General features: G+C 62.8%; 13 protein-coding genes. 11 read left to right on the forward strand and 2 right to left on the reverse strand.

What is annotated here, in order from left to right:
• Positions 1-32 precede the first annotated feature (32 nt).
• The 4 genes from ACEN9T_RS17120 to ACEN9T_RS17135 are packed head-to-tail and all read left to right on the forward strand — an operon-like array spanning position 33 to position 3,819.
• Positions 33-980 (forward strand): branched-chain amino acid ABC transporter permease, encoded by a 948-nt coding sequence (locus ACEN9T_RS17120; protein WP_413708467.1) that lies wholly within the window; start codon positions 33-35, stop codon positions 978-980.
• Positions 981-2,315 carry a branched-chain amino acid ABC transporter permease gene (locus tag ACEN9T_RS17125; RefSeq protein WP_413708389.1) on the forward strand — a complete coding sequence of 445 codons (1,335 nt, stop codon included), beginning with the start codon at positions 981-983 and terminating at the stop codon, positions 2,313-2,315. It begins immediately after the preceding gene.
• Entirely contained in the window at positions 2,312-3,100 is a 789-nt protein-coding gene (locus ACEN9T_RS17130) for an ABC transporter ATP-binding protein (RefSeq protein ID WP_027681415.1), read from the forward strand. Before ACEN9T_RS17125 ends, ACEN9T_RS17130 begins: the two co-directional genes overlap by 4 nt.
• On the forward strand, positions 3,100-3,819 hold the full coding sequence (locus ACEN9T_RS17135; RefSeq protein WP_413708390.1) for an ABC transporter ATP-binding protein: 720 nt from the start codon (positions 3,100-3,102) through the stop codon (positions 3,817-3,819). The genes ACEN9T_RS17130 and ACEN9T_RS17135 overlap by 1 nt, the downstream gene beginning before the upstream one ends.
• Before the next feature lie 69 nt (positions 3,820-3,888).
• On the opposite strand, the gene ACEN9T_RS17140 is transcribed toward ACEN9T_RS17135, so the two are convergent.
• Both ACEN9T_RS17140 and ACEN9T_RS17145 read right to left on the reverse strand, forming a co-directional pair.
• On the reverse strand, positions 3,889-5,415 hold the full coding sequence (locus ACEN9T_RS17140) for an amino acid permease (protein ID WP_092970306.1): 1,527 nt from the start codon (positions 5,413-5,415) through the stop codon (positions 3,889-3,891).
• Between the two features lie 78 nt (positions 5,416-5,493).
• Positions 5,494-7,029 carry an amino acid permease gene (locus tag ACEN9T_RS17145; RefSeq protein WP_413708391.1) on the reverse strand — a complete coding sequence of 512 codons (1,536 nt, stop codon included), beginning with the start codon at positions 7,027-7,029 and terminating at the stop codon, positions 5,494-5,496.
• 360 nt (positions 7,030-7,389) lie between these two features.
• Between ACEN9T_RS17145 and ACEN9T_RS17150 the strand changes: the two genes are divergently transcribed.
• The 7 genes from ACEN9T_RS17150 (at position 7,390) to ACEN9T_RS17180 (ending at position 16,232) form a co-directional block, all read left to right on the forward strand.
• Positions 7,390-9,471: a 3-hydroxyacyl-CoA dehydrogenase NAD-binding domain-containing protein gene (locus tag ACEN9T_RS17150; RefSeq protein WP_092970309.1), complete on the forward strand. Its 2,082-nt coding sequence runs from the start codon at positions 7,390-7,392 to the stop codon at positions 9,469-9,471.
• Between the two features lie 44 nt (positions 9,472-9,515).
• Positions 9,516-10,148, forward strand: coding sequence for a bifunctional nicotinamidase/pyrazinamidase (pncA, locus tag ACEN9T_RS17155; RefSeq protein ID WP_413708392.1), 633 nt, complete (start codon positions 9,516-9,518; stop codon positions 10,146-10,148).
• A gap of 60 nt (positions 10,149-10,208) precedes the next feature.
• Positions 10,209-11,387, forward strand: coding sequence for an acetyl-CoA C-acyltransferase (locus ACEN9T_RS17160; RefSeq protein WP_024975645.1), 1,179 nt, complete (start codon positions 10,209-10,211; stop codon positions 11,385-11,387).
• A gap of 203 nt (positions 11,388-11,590) precedes the next feature.
• Positions 11,591-13,459 carry an acyl-CoA dehydrogenase gene (locus ACEN9T_RS17165; RefSeq protein ID WP_413708393.1) on the forward strand — a complete coding sequence of 623 codons (1,869 nt, stop codon included), beginning with the start codon at positions 11,591-11,593 and terminating at the stop codon, positions 13,457-13,459.
• A gap of 37 nt (positions 13,460-13,496) precedes the next feature.
• The gene (locus ACEN9T_RS17170; RefSeq protein WP_092970315.1) at positions 13,497-14,279 is read left to right on the forward strand and encodes an SDR family oxidoreductase; all 783 of its coding nucleotides are present in this window, start codon (positions 13,497-13,499) and stop codon (positions 14,277-14,279) included.
• A 32-nt stretch (positions 14,280-14,311) separates the two neighbouring features.
• Positions 14,312-14,746: a PaaI family thioesterase gene (locus ACEN9T_RS17175; RefSeq protein ID WP_413708394.1), complete on the forward strand. Its 435-nt coding sequence runs from the start codon at positions 14,312-14,314 to the stop codon at positions 14,744-14,746.
• A gap of 82 nt (positions 14,747-14,828) precedes the next feature.
• Entirely contained in the window at positions 14,829-16,232 is a 1,404-nt protein-coding gene (locus ACEN9T_RS17180) for a serine hydrolase domain-containing protein (RefSeq protein ID WP_413708395.1), read from the forward strand.
• Positions 16,233-16,266: the final 34 nt, after the last annotated feature.

Raw genomic sequence — 16,266 nt, forward strand, 5'->3', positions numbered from 1 at the left:
TGCTCCGCCGAATCTGCTGGAAGGGCTGCAGCGTGGAATTTCTAGTTATCAATCTCTTGAATGGCATCAGCTACGGGCTGTTGCTGTTCATGTTGTCTTCGGGCCTGACGCTGATCTTCAGCATGATGGGCGTTCTCAATTTTGCGCACGCCAGTTTCTACATGCTGGGCGCGTACTTCGCCTATGTCGTCAGCGGCCATCTGGGCTTCTGGGCCGCGTTGATCGTGGCGCCGCTGTTGGTGGGCGCGCTGGGCGCAGTGGTCGAACGTTTCGGCCTGCGCACGGTGCACCGCTATGGCCACGTCGCCGAACTGTTGTTTACCTTCGGACTGGCCTACCTGATTGAGGAAGGCGTAAAGCTGGTGTGGGGCCTGCCCGCCGTGGCGTACCGCGTGCCGGACGCACTGGACGGCCCGTTGTTCACGCTGTTCACGTCGTCGTTCCCCAAGTACCGCGCCTTCATGATGCTGGTGTCTCTGCTGATGCTGGTGGGCATCTTCCTGCTGCTCACACGCACGCGTATCGGGCTTGTCATTCAAGCCGCACTCACGCATCCGGACATGGTCGAAGCGCTGGGCCACAACGTGCCGCGCGTGTTCATGCTGGTGTTCGGCGGCGGCTGTGCGTTGGCTGGGCTGGCGGGCGTGATTGGCGGCAATGCCTTCGTGACCGAGCCATCGATGGCGGCTGCGGTGGGCTCTATCGTCTTCGTGGTGGCGGTCGTGGGCGGCATGGGGTCTCTGGTGGGCGCATTCATCGCGTCGCTGCTGATCGGCTGCATCCAGACCTTTGCCGTCACGCTCGATATCTCAGTGACCAGCGTGCTGGAGAAGATCGGTGTCACGCTCAATCCGGAAGTACCGCTCATCTCTGTCTGGAACCTGACGATTGCGCAAGTGGCACCGGTGCTGCCGTATCTGCTGCTGGTGCTGATGCTGATCTTCCGCCCGCGTGGGCTGATGGGTACGCGGGAGAGCTAAATGGAACGCACCATGCACCAACAAGCGCAACAACAAGCCGCGCTGCCGGCCAACGATCGAGCGCGGACGATGAAATTCAAGCCGGTCAATCTTGCCCGCTGGCTACTCTGGAGTGTCACCGCACTGGTGATGATCGTGCTGCCGCTCATCTGGCCGCAGGGTTTTGCCATCACGCTGCTCTCGCAGATGGGCATCATGATCATCTTCGCGCTCTCGTACAACATGCTGCTCGGCCAGTCCGGCATGTTGTCGTTCGGGCATGCGGTGTACGCCGGTCTGGGCGCCTTCATGGCTGTTCACGCGCTCAACAAGATCGGCGCCATGCAAACGCTGGGCATTGCCGGACCACTCGCCGTTGCGCTATTGCCCATTGCGGGCGGTCTGGGCGGCGCGCTGTTCGGCGTGATCTTCGGCTACGTCACCACCAAAAAGTCCGGGACGACGTTCGCCATGATCACGCTGGGTATCGGCGAGATGGTATTTGCCAGTGCGCTGATGTTCCCGGACTTCTTTGGCGGCGAAGGCGGTGTCTCCACCAACCGCAGCATCGGCGACGCGCTGCTTGGCGTGACGTTCGGGCCGGGGCGCCAGGTGTATTACCTGATTGCCGCGTGGTGCCTGATTTCGATGGCGCTGATGTATGCGTGGACGCAGACGCCACTGGGCCGTATCGCCAACGCCGTGCGTGACAACCCCGAACGCGTTGAGTTCATCGGCTACAACACGCAGCGTGTGCGCTTTCTGGTGGTGATTCTGTCTGCGTTCTTCGCGGGCATTGCCGGCGCGCTGTCGTGCATCAACTTTGAGATCGTGACGGCGGAGAACGTGTCGGCAGTGCGTTCGGGCTCGGTGCTGCTGGCGGCCTTCATTGGCGGCATGGGCAGCTTCTTCGGGCCGATCATCGGCGCGGTGCTCACGGTGTTCTTTACCGTAGCGCTGTCGGGCATCACCAAGGCGTGGCTGCTGTACCTCGGTTTGTTCTTTGTGCTGATGGTCATGTACGCGCCGGGCGGCATCGCCAGTCTTCTGGTCATGCATCTGCCGATCATGCGGCGCGGCAAGCTCAAGACGCTGCTGCCGGCTTATGGCGTGACGATCGTGCCGGCTGCCATTTTGCTGATTGCCTTGATCTCCACCGTGGAAATGATCTACGCCGTGCAGGACGACGCCTCGGGTGGCGTTGCCACGCTGTTCGGCCTGTCTGTCGAACCGAATACTCTCAAGCCGTGGGTCGTCACCGCCGTGCTGTGGCTGGTGGGCGCCTTCGGCCTGCGTGCTGCCGCAAGCAAGCTGCGCACCGCTTGGGACAACGCATTGCAGGAGCCGCAACCATGAGCCAACCGACATCTGGGCCGACCGCAGCGCTCGAGTTGCGCGATGTTCGCAAGCGCTTTGGCGCGACTGAAATTATCCGAGGAGTCAACCTCACCATCGGCAAGGGCGAGCGCCATGCACTTATCGGCCCGAACGGCGCCGGCAAGTCGACCACGTTCAACCTGATCTCGGGCCGTTTTCCGGCCAGCTCGGGCAGCGTGCGACTGAACGGTGAAGAGATCAGCGGCCTGGCGCCGTTTGAAATCAACCGCAAGGGCCTGTCGCGCAGCTTCCAGATCACCAACATCTTTCATCGGCTGTCGGTATTTGAGAACTTGCGCTGCGCGGTGCTTTGGTCGCTCGGCTACAAGTATTCGTTCTGGCACAAGCTGGCCGAGCTGCGTGACGCACGCGAGCGCGCTGAAGAAGTGCTCGAGCAGATCGGCATGACGCACCGGCGCGATGCCGCGGCAGGCCTGCTGACCTACGCCGAGCAACGGGCGCTGGAAATCGGCATCACCATTGCGGGCGGGGCTGACGTGATCCTGCTGGATGAACCGACCGCCGGCATGAGCCGTTCTGAATCGGACCACGCAGTGGACCTCATCCGCAAAGTCACGGTCGGCAAGACGCTGGTGATGGTCGAGCACGATATGAGTGTGGTGTTTGGCCTGGCCGACCGCATCTCGGTGCTCGTCTACGGCGAAGTGATCGCCACCGATACGCCGGAAGCTATTCGCAATAACCGCCGCGTGAAAGAGGCCTACCTCGGCACCACGCTGGACGAACCTGCAGGAGCGCATTGATGGCAACGAATACTCCGATGTTGGAGGTGCGCGACCTGCACGCGTACTACGGCAAGAGCCACATCCTGCACGGCGTCGACATGCACGTAGACGAGGGCGAGATCGTTGCGCTACTCGGCCGCAATGGGGTGGGGCGTTCGACCCTGGCCAAATCCATCATGGGCATGGTCCGGCATGAGGGTGAAATCCTGCTGCGCGGCAAGAACGTGAGCGGCCTGCGAACCTTCGAAGTGGCGCACAAGGGCATCGGCTATGTGCCCGAGAACCGGGATATTTTCCCCACGCTGACGGTGCGGCAGAACCTGTTGCTTGGCGAGAAACGCAATCCCAGTCAGCCCAAGCCGCGCTGGCAGGTCGAAGACATGTACCAGATGTTCCCGCGCCTGAAGGAGCGCGAGAACACGGCGGCCGGTGTGCTGTCGGGTGGCGAGCAGCAGATGCTGACGCTGTGCCGCACGCTGATGGGCGATCCCGACTTCATCATCATCGACGAGCCGACCGAGGGCCTCGCGCCGCTGGTCGTGACACTCGTGGGCGAGTATCTGAAGACGCTCAAGGAGCGGGGCATCTCCGTGCTGCTGGTGGAGCAGAAGTTGGCCATTGCCCTGGACATTTCACAACGCGTGTATGTGATGGGGCACGGGCAGATCGTGTTTGAAGGAACGCCCCAGCAGTTGAAGGCGGACGCGAAAGTCCGGCAGGAGTGGCTGGAGGTTTAGACGCCGCAAGTTGGACCACGCTGCAGAGATGGCCCGCATGGACAACCGTGCGGGCTTTTTTTCTTGCAGTCAGTTGGCGATCGTGCCCGCCGCAGTCGCTTCGGTGGTGGTTTCGGCTTGCTGCAGATGCGCCGCGCTGAACTGCATCTCCGCATACTTCACAAACCGCGTCTTGAATTTCCAGCGGTAAGCCAGCCAGATCGCCACAAACAGGATCACACCGCAGTACGTTGCGATAAAGGCGCCGAAGTTGTCCACGGGTGCAAACAGCGCCTTGGTGTTCTGCCCAAGAATGATCACCACGCACAGGATCGCCACCATGATCGGTCCAAACGGGAAGAACGGCGACCGATACGCCAGTTGCTCCACGGAATGCCCCTGGCTCGTGAACCCCTTGCGGAACCGGTAGTGCGCCAACGCAATGCCGAACCACGCGATGAAGCACGTCACCGCAGATGTATTCAGCAGCCACAAGTAGACCACCTGGTCGCCAAACAACGAACTGAAGAAGCACAGCGCGCCAACGGCGGACGTGGCCAGCAGCGCGCGATGCGGCACGCCGTTGGCCGACACCTTGGCAAACCAGCGTGGCGCCTGGCCTTCGAGCGCCAGGTCGTACAGAATCCGCGTCGACACATAGAGGCTCGACGTGCCAGACGACAGCAGCGCCGTCAGCACCACCGCATTCATCATCCCGGCCGCAAACGCGAGGCCCGCATGCTGGAACACCAGCGCAAACGGGCTAACGCCGACGTCCGTCGCTTCATTGCGCAGCAGGTTCGGGTCGGTGTACGGCAGCAGCACGCCGATGATCAGGATCGCCAGCACGTAGAACAGCAGAATGCGCCAGAACGTCTGGCGGATGGCGCGGGGGATCGTGCGCGAGGGGTTCTCCGCTTCGCCGGCGGCAACGCCGATGGTCTCGACGCCCTGGAACGAGAACCCGGCAATCATCGCCACGCCGACCATGGCTGGCACGCCGCCCACGAACGGCGCATCGCCCACGGTGAAGTTCTGCCAACCCGACTGCGGCCCGCCGTGCATGATGCCGAAGATCATCGCCAGGCCGATCAGCAGGAACACGATGATCGTCACCACCTTGATCATCGAGAACCAGTATTCTGCCTCGCCAAAGCCGCGCACGGAGAAGGCGTTGAGGCCAAACATGAGCAGCAGGAACGCGGCGCTCCACATCATGCCCGACACGCCCGGAAACCAGTACTTCATCACCAGCTGCGCGGCGGCCAGCTCCACAGCCACGGATACGGCCAGTGCAAACCAGTAGTTCCAACCCAGCGCAAAGCCGAAGCCTTCTTCCACATACAGGCGGCTGTAAGTCACGAACGAGCCCGAGACGGGCAGATGCACTGCCAACTCGCCAAGACTCGTCATCAGGCAATAGACCATTACGCCGATGAGCGTGTAGGTCAGAAGTGCGCCGCCGGGGCCGGCCTGCGCAATGGATGCGCCGGACGCGACGAACAGCCCCGTGCCGATGGCGCCGCCCAGGGCGATCATCATCAGGTGGCGCGAACGCAGGCGTCGGCGCAGTTCGGATTGGGCTTCGAGGCCGGTGGGGGTGATGGATGTGTGCATAGCCGGTGGCGCCGGAGCGGGCGCCCCAATGAAAACGCCCGCCGCATGCAGTGCAAACGGCAGGCGGAGCGGGTGTGATTACTGCGTACGGTTCGCGACGGTTGGCAATTCAGGGCCGGGGTCTTGGCCGGCCAGCGAATCGCGCAGCACGGGCGGGCGCGGGAAGTGCATGTCCTGGTAACGGACAATGCCGCCGCCACGCACCAGCCGGTAGCCGATCCAGATCAGGAAGAAGACTGGGATGCCGATGTACGTGGCGATGACCGCCGGCCAATCGACGGTGCCGCTCGTGAACGCCTGGTAGTTCTGGCCGAGCGTGATGACCAGGCACAGCCCGAACGCGAACAGCGGACCATACGGGAAGAACTTGGAGCGGTATGGCAACTGCGCCGGATCATGCCCCTGCGCCACAAGCCCCTTGCGGAAGCGATAGTGGCTGATGGCAATGCCAAGCCATGCGACGAAGCCAGTCATGCCGGACGTGTTCAGCAGCCACAGGTAGACCGTTTTGTCGCCATACAACGAACTCAGGAAACACAGCGCGCCGACAGCAGTCGTGGCCAGCAGCGCATTGCGCGGCACACCGTTCCGCGTGAGTTGAGCAAAGATGCGCGGTGCGCGGCCCTCGGTGGCCAGGTTGTAGAGCATTCGCGTGGACGCATACATGCCCGAATTGCCCGCTGACAGCACAGCCGTCAGGATCACTGCGTTCATCAGGCCTGCGGCAAACGCCAGGCCTGCGTGCTTGAAGACGAGCGTGAAGGGGCTCACGCCGATGTTGGTGACTTCCGTCGACAGCAGATTCGGATCGGTGTACGGCACCAGCACGCCGATGATGAAGATCGCCAGCACGTAGAACAGCAAGATGCGCCAGAACACCTGCTTGACCGCACGCGGAATGGTGCGGGCAGGGTCGGCCGATTCGCCGGCCGCCACGCCAATCAGCTCCGTCCCCTGAAAGGAGAACCCCGCGATCATCGCCACACCGATCATCGCCGGCAGCCCGCCCACGAACGGCGCATCACCCAGCGTCAGGTTTTGTAGGCCCGATTCCGGGCCGCCCTTCAGGGTCCCGAAGATCATGGCCAGGCCAATGCCGATAAAGAAGATGACGGTAACGACCTTGATGAGGGCGAACCAGTATTCCGCCTCGCCAAAGCCGCGTACCGAGATGGCGTTGAGCAGGAACATGATGGCGAGAAACACAGCGCTCCACAGCACGCCGGGCACATCGGGGAACCAGTAATGCATGACGAGCTGCGCGGCCGCCAGCTCAACGGCAATCGTCACGGCCCAGTTGTACCAATAGTTCCAGCCAAGCGCGAAGCCGAAGCCTTCGTCCACATACAGGGCGCCGTAGGTGGCAAAGGATCCGGAAACCGGCATGTAGGCGGCAAGCTCGCCCAGGCTGGTCATCAGGAAGTAGACCATCGCCCCGATGAGGATGTAGGCGGCAAGCGCGCCTCCGGGGCCGGCCTGCGAGACCGACGCGCCCGAGGCCACGAAGAGCCCGGTGCCGATCGACCCGCCGATGGCGATCATGGTGAGATGGCGCGCGCGCAAGGTGCGGCGCAAGCCCGGCGTCTCTGAGGACGGGGTAGCGTGTTCTGGCATGGATACAGAGTGGTCGATTTTGCTCGGATCGCGAATCAAATCGACGAAATGTGACGAGACGTCCCCGCGCCTGATGGGCACCCGGCGAACGAAATGCGCGACTCTATCAAAACCGTCACGTAGCGGGCAAAAAATCCATGCCCCAGCACACGCGTTTGAACCCCGCCGGGGCGTACCGCATCGCCCGCCAGACGGCGCCGTGCAGCGCAAAAATAAAAATTGAACGACCGTGCTATTTTGTGTATTCTGTGTCGAGTCGCGGCCTTACCGCGCGTTAAAAAAACGATAGTTGAGAGACAGTTCAACCGCGAGGCACGGTGCGCCTGATCTGCCGGCCCTCGCATCACCAAAGGAACCAGCATGACTGCGGAGTACAAGGTCCAGGACGGCGTTGCCGTCATCACGCTCAGCAACCCGCCCGTCAACGGCCTTGGCCACTCCACGCGCCTGGGCATCGTTGAAGGCATGGTGAAAGCGGGCGACGACGCCAACGTCAAGGCCATCGTCATCACCGGTGCGGGCAAGGCCTTCTCGGGCGGCGCCGATATCCGCGAATTCAATACGCCCAAGGCGACGCAAGAGCCGACGCTGCACGCCGTCATCAAAGCCGTTGAGTCGAGCAACAAGCCGGTCGTGGCGGCCATCCATTCGGTGGCGATGGGCGGTGGGCTGGAACTGGCGATGGGCTGCCATTTCCGCGTGGCCGCACCGGGCGCGCAGATCGCGCTGCCCGAAGTCAAGCTGGGCATCCTGCCGGGCGCAGGCGGCACGCAGCGCCTGCCGCGCGCCATCGGCCTGGAACCGGCCTTGAACATGATTGTGTCTGGTAACGCCATCCCGTCGGAAAAGCTGGCCAAGAGCGGCCTGTTCGATCAGATGATCGAAGGCGACCTGATGGCCGGCGCCATCGATTTCGCCCTGAAGGCCGCTGCCGAAGGCAAGCTGCCGAAGCTGCGCGATCGCAAGGTCGAGCACGACAACCCGCAAGGCTTCCTGCAATTTGCCCGTAACACTGTGGCGGCAGTCGCAAAGAACTTCCCGGCGCCGGGCAAGTGCGTCGACGCCGTGCAGGCCGCCGTGGAAAAGCGCTTTGACGACGGCATCAAGTTCGAGCGCGACTTGTTCATCGAACTGGTGAATACGTCGGAATCGCGCGCGCTGCGCCACGCTTTCTTTGGCGAACGCGCTGCAAGCAAGATCCCCGATGTGCCGGAAGACACGCCGGTGCGCAAGGTGGAGAAGGTCGCCGTGATCGGCGCCGGCACAATGGGCGGCGGTATCTCGATGAACTTCCTCAACGCAGGCATTCCGGTCACGATGCTGGAAACCAAGCAGGAAGCACTGGACCGCGGCGTCGCCACCATCCGCAAGAACTACGAGAACAGCGCCAAAAAAGGCAAGCTCACGCAAGAGAAGGTCGAGCAGCGCATGGCCCTGCTGACCCCGACGCTGTCCTACGACGACATCAAGGACGCCGACCTCGTCATCGAGGCCGTATTCGAAGAAATGGGCGTCAAGGAAGTCGTGTTCAAGAAGCTGGATGAAGTCGTCAAACAGGGCGCGATCCTGGCGTCGAACACCTCCACGCTGGATGTCGACAAGATCGCCAGCTTCACCAAGCGTCCGCAAGACGTGGTCGGCATGCACTTTTTCAGCCCGGCCAACGTGATGAAACTGCTGGAAGTCGTTCGCGGCAAGGAGACTGCCAAGGATGTGCTGGCCACCGTCATGAAGCTGGCCAAGGCCATCAAAAAGACGGCGGTCGTGTCCGGCGTGTGTGACGGCTTCATCGGCAACCGCATGATCGAGCAATACAGCCGCCAGGCCGGCTACCTGCTGGACGAAGGCGCGCTGCCGGAGCAGGTCGACAAGGCCATCGAGAAGTTCGGCTTTGCGATGGGCCCGTTCCGTATGGGCGACCTGGCCGGCAACGACATCGGCTGGGCCATCCGCAAGCGTCGCGCCGTGGACAAGCCGGACATCGTCTATTCGAAGACCGCCGATCTGCTGTGCGAGATGGGCCGCTTCGGCCAGAAGACGGGCGGTGGCTGGTACGACTACAAGGCGGGCGACCGCAAGCCGTATCCGAACCAGCAGGTCAACGACATGATCGTCCAGCACTCGAAGGATCTGGGCATCACGCGCCGCAAGATTTCGGACGAGGAAATCGTCGAGCGCCTGGTGTTCGCGCTGGTCAACGAAGGCGCCAAGATCCTGGAAGAGGGCATTGCCTCCAAGGCGTCGGATATCGACATGGTCTACCTGACTGGCTACGGCTTCCCGCTGTTCCGCGGCGGCCCGATGCTCTACGCAGATACCGTCGGCCTGTACAACGTCGCACAAGCCATGCACCGCTACAGCAAGGGCTACCACGGCGAAGCGTGGAAGCCGGCGCCGCTGCTGCAGAAGCTGGCCGACGAAGGCAAAGGCTTTAACGGTTGATGCGCGGCTAACCGACCAAGCAACTAAGCGACTAAGCAACCGCCATGCAACTTACGCCCACCGACTGCCTGCTGATCATCGATGTGCAGAACGATTTTCTGCCCGGCGGTGCGCTGGCTGTGCCGGACGGCGACCAGGTCATCCCGGTCGTGAACCAGCTCGCCAAGGCATTCGGGCGCGTGGTGCTGACGCAGGATTGGCACCCACGCGAGCACGTGTCGTTCGCGGCCAACCATCCCGGCACGGAACCATTCGGCATGATCGATTTGCCGTATGGCGCCCAGGTGCTGTGGCCGGTGCACTGCGTTCAGCACAGCAGCGGCGCAGCGCTTGCCGATGGGCTGGACGTGCCGCACGCGCAGTTGGTCGTCCGCAAGGGCTATCACCCGCACATCGACAGCTACTCCGCATTTTTTGAAGCGGATCGCAAGACGCCGACAGGCCTGCTGGGCTACCTGCGCGAGCTTGGAATCAAGCGCGTGTTCTGCGTCGGGCTGGCCACCGATTTTTGCGTGGCATGGTCGGCGTTAGATGCAAGGGCGGCGGGGCTGGAAGTGGCTGTCATTGAGGATGCCTGTCGCGCCATCGATCTGAATGGGTCGCTTGCGCAGGCCTGGCAGCACATGACGGATGCGGGCATCGCACGGTTGCAGTCGCCGGACGTTTTGAACGGATAACAGAGATACGGGGCGCCTGCCGATGCGGTGCGCCCGCCACCAGATACGAGGAGCAACACCATGACCGAAGCAGTCATCGTTTCCACCGCACGTACCGGCCTGGCCAAGAGCTGGAAGGGCGCCTTCAACATGACGCACGGCGCTACGCTGGGCGGCCACGCGGTTCAGCATGCCATCGAGCGTGCCAAGATCGAGCCGGGCGAAGTGGAAGACATCCTGATGGGCTGTGCGAACCCGGAAGGTGCAACAGGCGCCAACATCGCTCGCCAGATTGCTCTGCGTGCCGGCTGCCCCGTGACCGTGCCGGGCGCAACCGTCAACCGTTTCTGCTCGTCGGGCCTGCAGACCATCGCCATGGCCGCACAGCGCGTGATTGCCGATGAAGGCGACATCTTCGTGGCTGGCGGCGTGGAATCCATCTCGTGCGTGCAGCAGGAGATGAACCGCCACATGATGACCGAAGGCTGGCTCAACAAGCACAAGCCGGAAATCTACTGGAACATGCTCCAGACCGCCGAGAACGTCGCCAAGCGCTACAACATCGCCAAGGAACGCATGGACGAGTACGGCGTGCAAAGCCAGCAGCGCGCCGCCGCCGCTGCTGCTGCTGGAAAGTTCAACGACGAAATCGTCCCGATGACGACGGTGATGGGCGTGGCCGATGCCAAGACCGGCCAGCTCATGACCCGCGAAGTCACGATCTCCGCCGATGAAGGGATTCGCCCCGACACGACGCTTGAAGGCGTGGCAAAAATTCGCTCCGCCGTGCCGGGCGGCGTGGTCACTGCCGGCAATGCCAGCCAGTTCTCCGACGGCGCATCCGCTGCCGTGGTGATGAATGGCAAGGTGGCAGCCGCCAAGGGCCTGCAGCCGCTGGGCGTGTTCCGCGGCTTTGCCGTGGCAGGTTGCGAGCCGGACGAAATGGGCATCGGCCCCGTCTTTGCCGTGCCCAAGCTGCTGAAGAAGGCCGGTCTCAAGGTTGAAGACATCGGCCTGTGGGAACTGAACGAAGCGTTTGCCGTGCAGGTGCTGTACTGCGCTGACAAGCTGGGCATTCCGATGGACCGCCTGAACGTCAACGGCGGCGCCATCGCCGTGGGCCACCCGTATGGCGTGTCGGGCGCACGCCTGGTCGGCCACGCACTGATCGAAGGCAAGCGCCGTGGCGTCAAGTACGTGGTCGTGACCATGTGCATCGGCGGCGGCCAAGGCGCAGCCGGCCTGTTCGAGGTGCTCTAAACAGACAGGCTCCCGCTCAAAACGGGAGCCTGTTTTGTTTCTGCCAGAGCTGGCTTGATCGCCATCTCGGGCGCGCCTTTCTTTGCTTACTTTCTTTGGCAAGACAAAGAAAGTGAGTCGGACCCGGCAGGGTACGAAACCAGGGATTGACCCAAAGCCCTCGCCCGGGCAGGGCACGAAACACAGGATGCACCACCAACATCATGTCCTCGAAACTGCTATCCCGCCGCGACCTCAGCTTCCTGCTCTACGAATGGCTCAACGTTGAATCGCTCACGCGCATTCCGCGTTACGCAGACCACTCCCGCGAAACCTTCGACGCCGCGCTCGACACGTGTGAGCGCATCGCAACAGACCTGTTCGCCCCGCATAACAAGAAAAACGACCAAGAAGAACCGCACTTCGACGGCACCAAGGTCCACATCATTCCCGAGGTCAAGGCAGCGCTGGACGCCTTCAACAAAGCGGGCCTGATGGCTGCCGGGCAGGACTTTGAACGCGGTGGCATGCAACTGCCCACCGTGGTCGAGAAAGCCGGCTTCGGTTTCTTCAAGGCCGCCAACGTCGGCACCAGCTCATACCCGTTCCTCACCATCGGCAACGCGAATCTGCTGCTCGCGCACGGCACGCCCGCGCAAATCGAGACGTTCGTGCAGCCCGAGATGGAAGGCCGCTTCTACGGCACGATGTGCCTATCGGAGCCGCAGGCGGGCTCGTCGCTGTCGGACGTCGTCACGCGGGCCGAATACGAAGGCGAGTCACCAATTGGCGCGCAATATCGCCTGACCGGCAACAAGATGTGGATTTCCGCCGGTGAACACGAGCTGTCCGAAAACATCGTCCACCTTGTGCTGGCGAAGATTCCCGGCCCGGACGGCAAGCTGATTCCCGGTGTGAAGGGCATTTCGCTCTTCATCGTTCCAAAATTTCTCGTCAATGCCGATGGCTCGCTCGGCGAGCGCAATGACGTGGTGCTGGCCGGCTTGAACCACAAGATGGGCTATCGCGGCACGACCAACTGCCTGCTGAACTTTGGCGAAGGCACGCAGTTCCGCCCGAAGGGCGCAGATGGCCAGCCGCGCGCTGGCGCCATCGGTTACCTCGTCGGCGAGCCGCACAAGGGCCTCGCGTGCATGTTCCACATGATGAACGAGGCGCGTATCGGCGTTGGCATGGGCGCAACGATGCTCGGCTACACAGGCTATCTGCACGCGGTGGACTACGCGCGCAATCGCCCGCAGGGCCGTCCGGTCGGGCCGTCGGGCAAGGATGCGGCGTCTGCGCAAATCCGCATCATCGATCACGCCGACGTGCGTCGCATGCTGCTCGCACAAAAGGCCTACGTGGAAGGCGCCCTCGGTCTGAACCTGTATTGCGCCAAGCTCGTCGATGAAGAACGCGGAGAAACCGACGCGGCCAAGCGCGCCAAACTCGGCCTGCTGCTCGACATCCTCACGCCGATTGCGAAGAGCTGGCCGTCGCAGTGGTGCCTGGAGGCCAACAGCCTGGCGATCCAGGTGCATGGCGGTTACGGCTACACGCGCGAATACAACGTCGAGCAGTTCTACCGCGACAACCGCCTGAACCCGATTCACGAGGGCACGCACGGCATCCAGGGTCTGGACCTGCTGGGCCGCAAGGTCGTGATGCAAGACGGCGCTGCCTTCGCCGCGCTGGGTGAGCGCGTGCAGGCCACCGTCGGCCGCGCGCTGGAAACCGACGACGAAACGCTGGTCGGCTATGGCCGCGCGCTCGGCATGGCCACGCAGAAATTGGCCAAGGTCACGCAAACGCTGTGGGCCGCCGGCGATCCGCGCGTGACGCTTGCGAATGCCTCCGTCTATCTGGAAGCGTTTGGCCATGTCGTCATCGCGTGGATCTGGCTGGAGCAGGCACTGGCCGCCGCCAAGGCCCTGCCAAACGCACAAGGCGAAGACGCTGATTTCTACCGCGGCAAGCTGCAGGCCGCGCGCTACTTCTTCCAGTGGGAACTGCCGAAGATCGACCCTCAGATCGTGCTGCTGGGCTCGCTCGACACGACCACGCTGGACATGCAGGACGCCTGGTTCTGACGGTAACTCACAACGACAACGAGACACAGGAGACACCATGGGTACGCTCAAGCATCTGTTTGATCTTTCCGGTAAGACGGCGCTCATCACGGGCGGCTCACGCGGGCTCGGCCTGCAGATTGCAGAAGCTCTGGGCGAGCAGGGCGCGCGCATCGTTCTATCTGCCCGCAAGGCCGATGAACTGAAGGAGGCGCAGGCACACCTGAAGTCGCTCGGCATCGAGGCCGACTGGATTGCCGCTGACGGCGCCATCGAAGCCGACATTCAGCGCCTGGCCGACGAGGCGCTGGCTAAGCTCGGCCATGTCGACATCCTCGTCAACAACGCGGGCGCAACGTGGGGCTCGCCGGCGGAGGACCACCCGGTCGAAGCCTGGGACAAGGTGATGAACTTGAACATCCGCGGCCTGTTCCTGCTCACGCAGCAGATCGGCAAGCGTTCGATGATCCCGCGCAAGTACGGAAAGATCGTCAATGTGGCGTCGATTGCGGGCCTGAAGGGCAATCCGCCGGGCTCGCTTGACACGATTGCCTACAACACCAGCAAGGGCGCGGTGGTCAACTTCACGCGCGCGCTGGCCGGTGAGTGGGGCGAGCACAACATCACCGTCAACGCGATTGCGCCGGGCTTCTTCCCATCGAAGATGACACGCGGCTCGCTGGAAAAGCTCGGTGTGGACAAGCTGACCGAGAAATCCCCGCTGCATCGCATTGGCGACGACGAAGACCTCAAGGGTGTGGCTGCGCTCTTTGCGTCGGATGCCTCCAAGCACATCACTGGCCAGATCCTCGCCGTCGACGGCGGCGTGAGCGTGGTCTAATTTCGGCTGCTTCTCACTCTTTCTGACGCAGCATGAACGCAGACAACAACGGTTTTCCGATCGACATCCCTTTCCTGAAGCTTCTCGGCATGCGCTGCCTGAAGGTGGCCGATGGCGAGGGCGTGGTCGAACTCGCCCTCGAAGCGCAGCACATGAACAGCTGGGAAATGGCCCACGGGGGCTTGACCATGACGATGCTCGACGTCGCCATGGCCATGGCGGGCCGCTCGGCCGACGTGCATGGCCGCGGCGTGGTCACGATCGAGATGAAGACGGCGTTCATGCAGCCCGGGCGCGGCACGCTCAAGGCGAGCGCGCGTTGCGTGCATCAGTCCACCACCATGGCGTTCTGCGAAGGCGAGGTGCGCGACGCAGATGACAAGCTGGTCGCGCGCAGTTCAGGGACCTTCAAGTTCGTCAAGCGTATGCCGCCGCCGCGCACCCCCGAACCCGGCGCGGACGGCTGACCAGGCAACACCGAAGTTGCAGTACCCAGTTGCACACCGGACAGCGTCCGACACACAAGAAGAGCAACCACGGAGACAACCCATGCAACAACCTGCGCGGCGGACGGTGTCTGCCCTTGCCATCACTCTGCTTTGCTGCACTGGACTGACCATGACCCTGGAAGGATGCGCCTCCAACTCCGCGCCGGTTGACGCACCAGCCGCCAGTGCATCGACCGCCGTGCAGCCGCCACCGGCGCCCAATCCGCCGATGCAGAAGCCGCTCACGGCAGACGAATCTGATCCGAACAAGATGGGCTGGATGCAAGGGTTCCCGCCGCCGCCCGATCGCATCATCCGCTTTGATCTGGCGGGCAACATGTTCCCACGCACGCGCTATGGCTACAGCCACGTGCGCGAGTTTGTGCCGACGCGCGTTGTGTGGCACGGCGACGGTCCTGTCAGCAAGCTGCCGCGCGCGGAGCGTGACATCAGCGGCGTGCTGTTTACCGATCCGAACGGCGCGCGCCGCACGTTTGCCGAAGCGCTCAAGCTGACCTACACCGACGGCATCCTCGTCATGCACAAGGGCAAGGTGGTCTACGAGCGCTACTTTGGCGCGCTAGATGCGCATACGCAGCACATCGCCATGTCGGTCACGAAATCGTTTGTCGGCACCCTGGCCGCCATGCTTGTGGCCGACGGCAAGCTCGATCCGGCCGCACCCGTTACGCAGTACGTGCCGGAACTGAAGGACACCGCCTACGGCGACGCCACCGTGCGCCAGGTCATGGATATGACCGTGGGCGTGCATTACTCTGAAAACTATGCCGACCCGAACGCCGATGTCTGGGCTTACGCCCGCGCCGGCGGCATGCTGCCGCGTCCGGCCGGCTACAAAGGCCCCGACAATTTCTACGATTACCTGACGACGCTGCGCAAGGAAGGCGAGCACGACGCGGAGTTCTCGTACAAGACCGTCAACGCTGAAACACTGGCGTGGATCGTGCGCCGTGCGTCGAACAAATCGCTGGCGGCGCTGCTGTCCGAGCGCATCTGGCAACCGATGGGCGCGCAGGACGACGCCTATTTCTCGGTGGACAGCATCGGCACGGAGTCGGGCGGCGGCGGCCTCAACACTACGCTGCGCGACTTGGCCCGCTTTGGCGAGATGATCCGCAACGACGGCCGCTTCAACGGCAAACAGATCCTGCCCAAGAGCGTGATCGAAGACATCCGCCGCGGCGGCGACCCGGCCAAGTTTGCCAAGGCAGGCTACACGACGCTGCCCGGCTATTCGTATCGCAACATGTGGTGGGTTTCGAGCAACGACCACCACACGTTCGAAGCGCGCGGCATCCATGGCCAGCGCATCTATATTGATCCGGTGGCCCAGATGACGATCGTGCGCTATGCCTCGCACCCGATCGCAGCCAATGCTGCCAACGATCCGGTCACGCACCGCGCATATGCGGCGCTGGCCGAGTACTTCATGCAACACAAGTAACACCTCGAACCAACACCGATATCCGATATTCAGG

This window comes from Ralstonia sp. Ralssp110 (assembly GCF_047325135.1).
Lineage (GTDB): Bacteria > Pseudomonadota > Gammaproteobacteria > Burkholderiales > Burkholderiaceae > Ralstonia > Ralstonia mojiangensis.

Bases quoted from the DNA above. Each gene is read 5' to 3' on its own strand.
- ACEN9T_RS17125 (WP_413708389.1), top strand. From the start codon at position 981: ATGGAACGCACCATGCACCAACAAGCGCAACAACAAGCCGCGCTGCCG.
- ACEN9T_RS17130 (WP_027681415.1), top strand. From the start codon at position 2,312: ATGAGCCAACCGACATCTGGGCCGACCGCAGCGCTCGAGTTGCGCGAT.
- ACEN9T_RS17135 (WP_413708390.1), top strand. From the start codon at position 3,100: ATGGCAACGAATACTCCGATGTTGGAGGTGCGCGACCTGCACGCGTAC.
- ACEN9T_RS17140 (WP_092970306.1), bottom strand. From the start codon at position 5,415: ATGCACACATCCATCACCCCCACCGGCCTCGAAGCCCAATCCGAACTG.
- ACEN9T_RS17145 (WP_413708391.1), bottom strand. From the start codon at position 7,029: ATGCCAGAACACGCTACCCCGTCCTCAGAGACGCCGGGCTTGCGCCGC.
- ACEN9T_RS17150 (WP_092970309.1), top strand. From the start codon at position 7,390: ATGACTGCGGAGTACAAGGTCCAGGACGGCGTTGCCGTCATCACGCTC.
- pncA (WP_413708392.1), top strand. From the start codon at position 9,516: ATGCAACTTACGCCCACCGACTGCCTGCTGATCATCGATGTGCAGAAC.
- ACEN9T_RS17160 (WP_024975645.1), top strand. From the start codon at position 10,209: ATGACCGAAGCAGTCATCGTTTCCACCGCACGTACCGGCCTGGCCAAG.
- ACEN9T_RS17165 (WP_413708393.1), top strand. From the start codon at position 11,591: ATGTCCTCGAAACTGCTATCCCGCCGCGACCTCAGCTTCCTGCTCTAC.
- ACEN9T_RS17170 (WP_092970315.1), top strand. From the start codon at position 13,497: ATGGGTACGCTCAAGCATCTGTTTGATCTTTCCGGTAAGACGGCGCTC.
- ACEN9T_RS17175 (WP_413708394.1), top strand. From the start codon at position 14,312: ATGAACGCAGACAACAACGGTTTTCCGATCGACATCCCTTTCCTGAAG.
- ACEN9T_RS17180 (WP_413708395.1), top strand. From the start codon at position 14,829: ATGCAACAACCTGCGCGGCGGACGGTGTCTGCCCTTGCCATCACTCTG.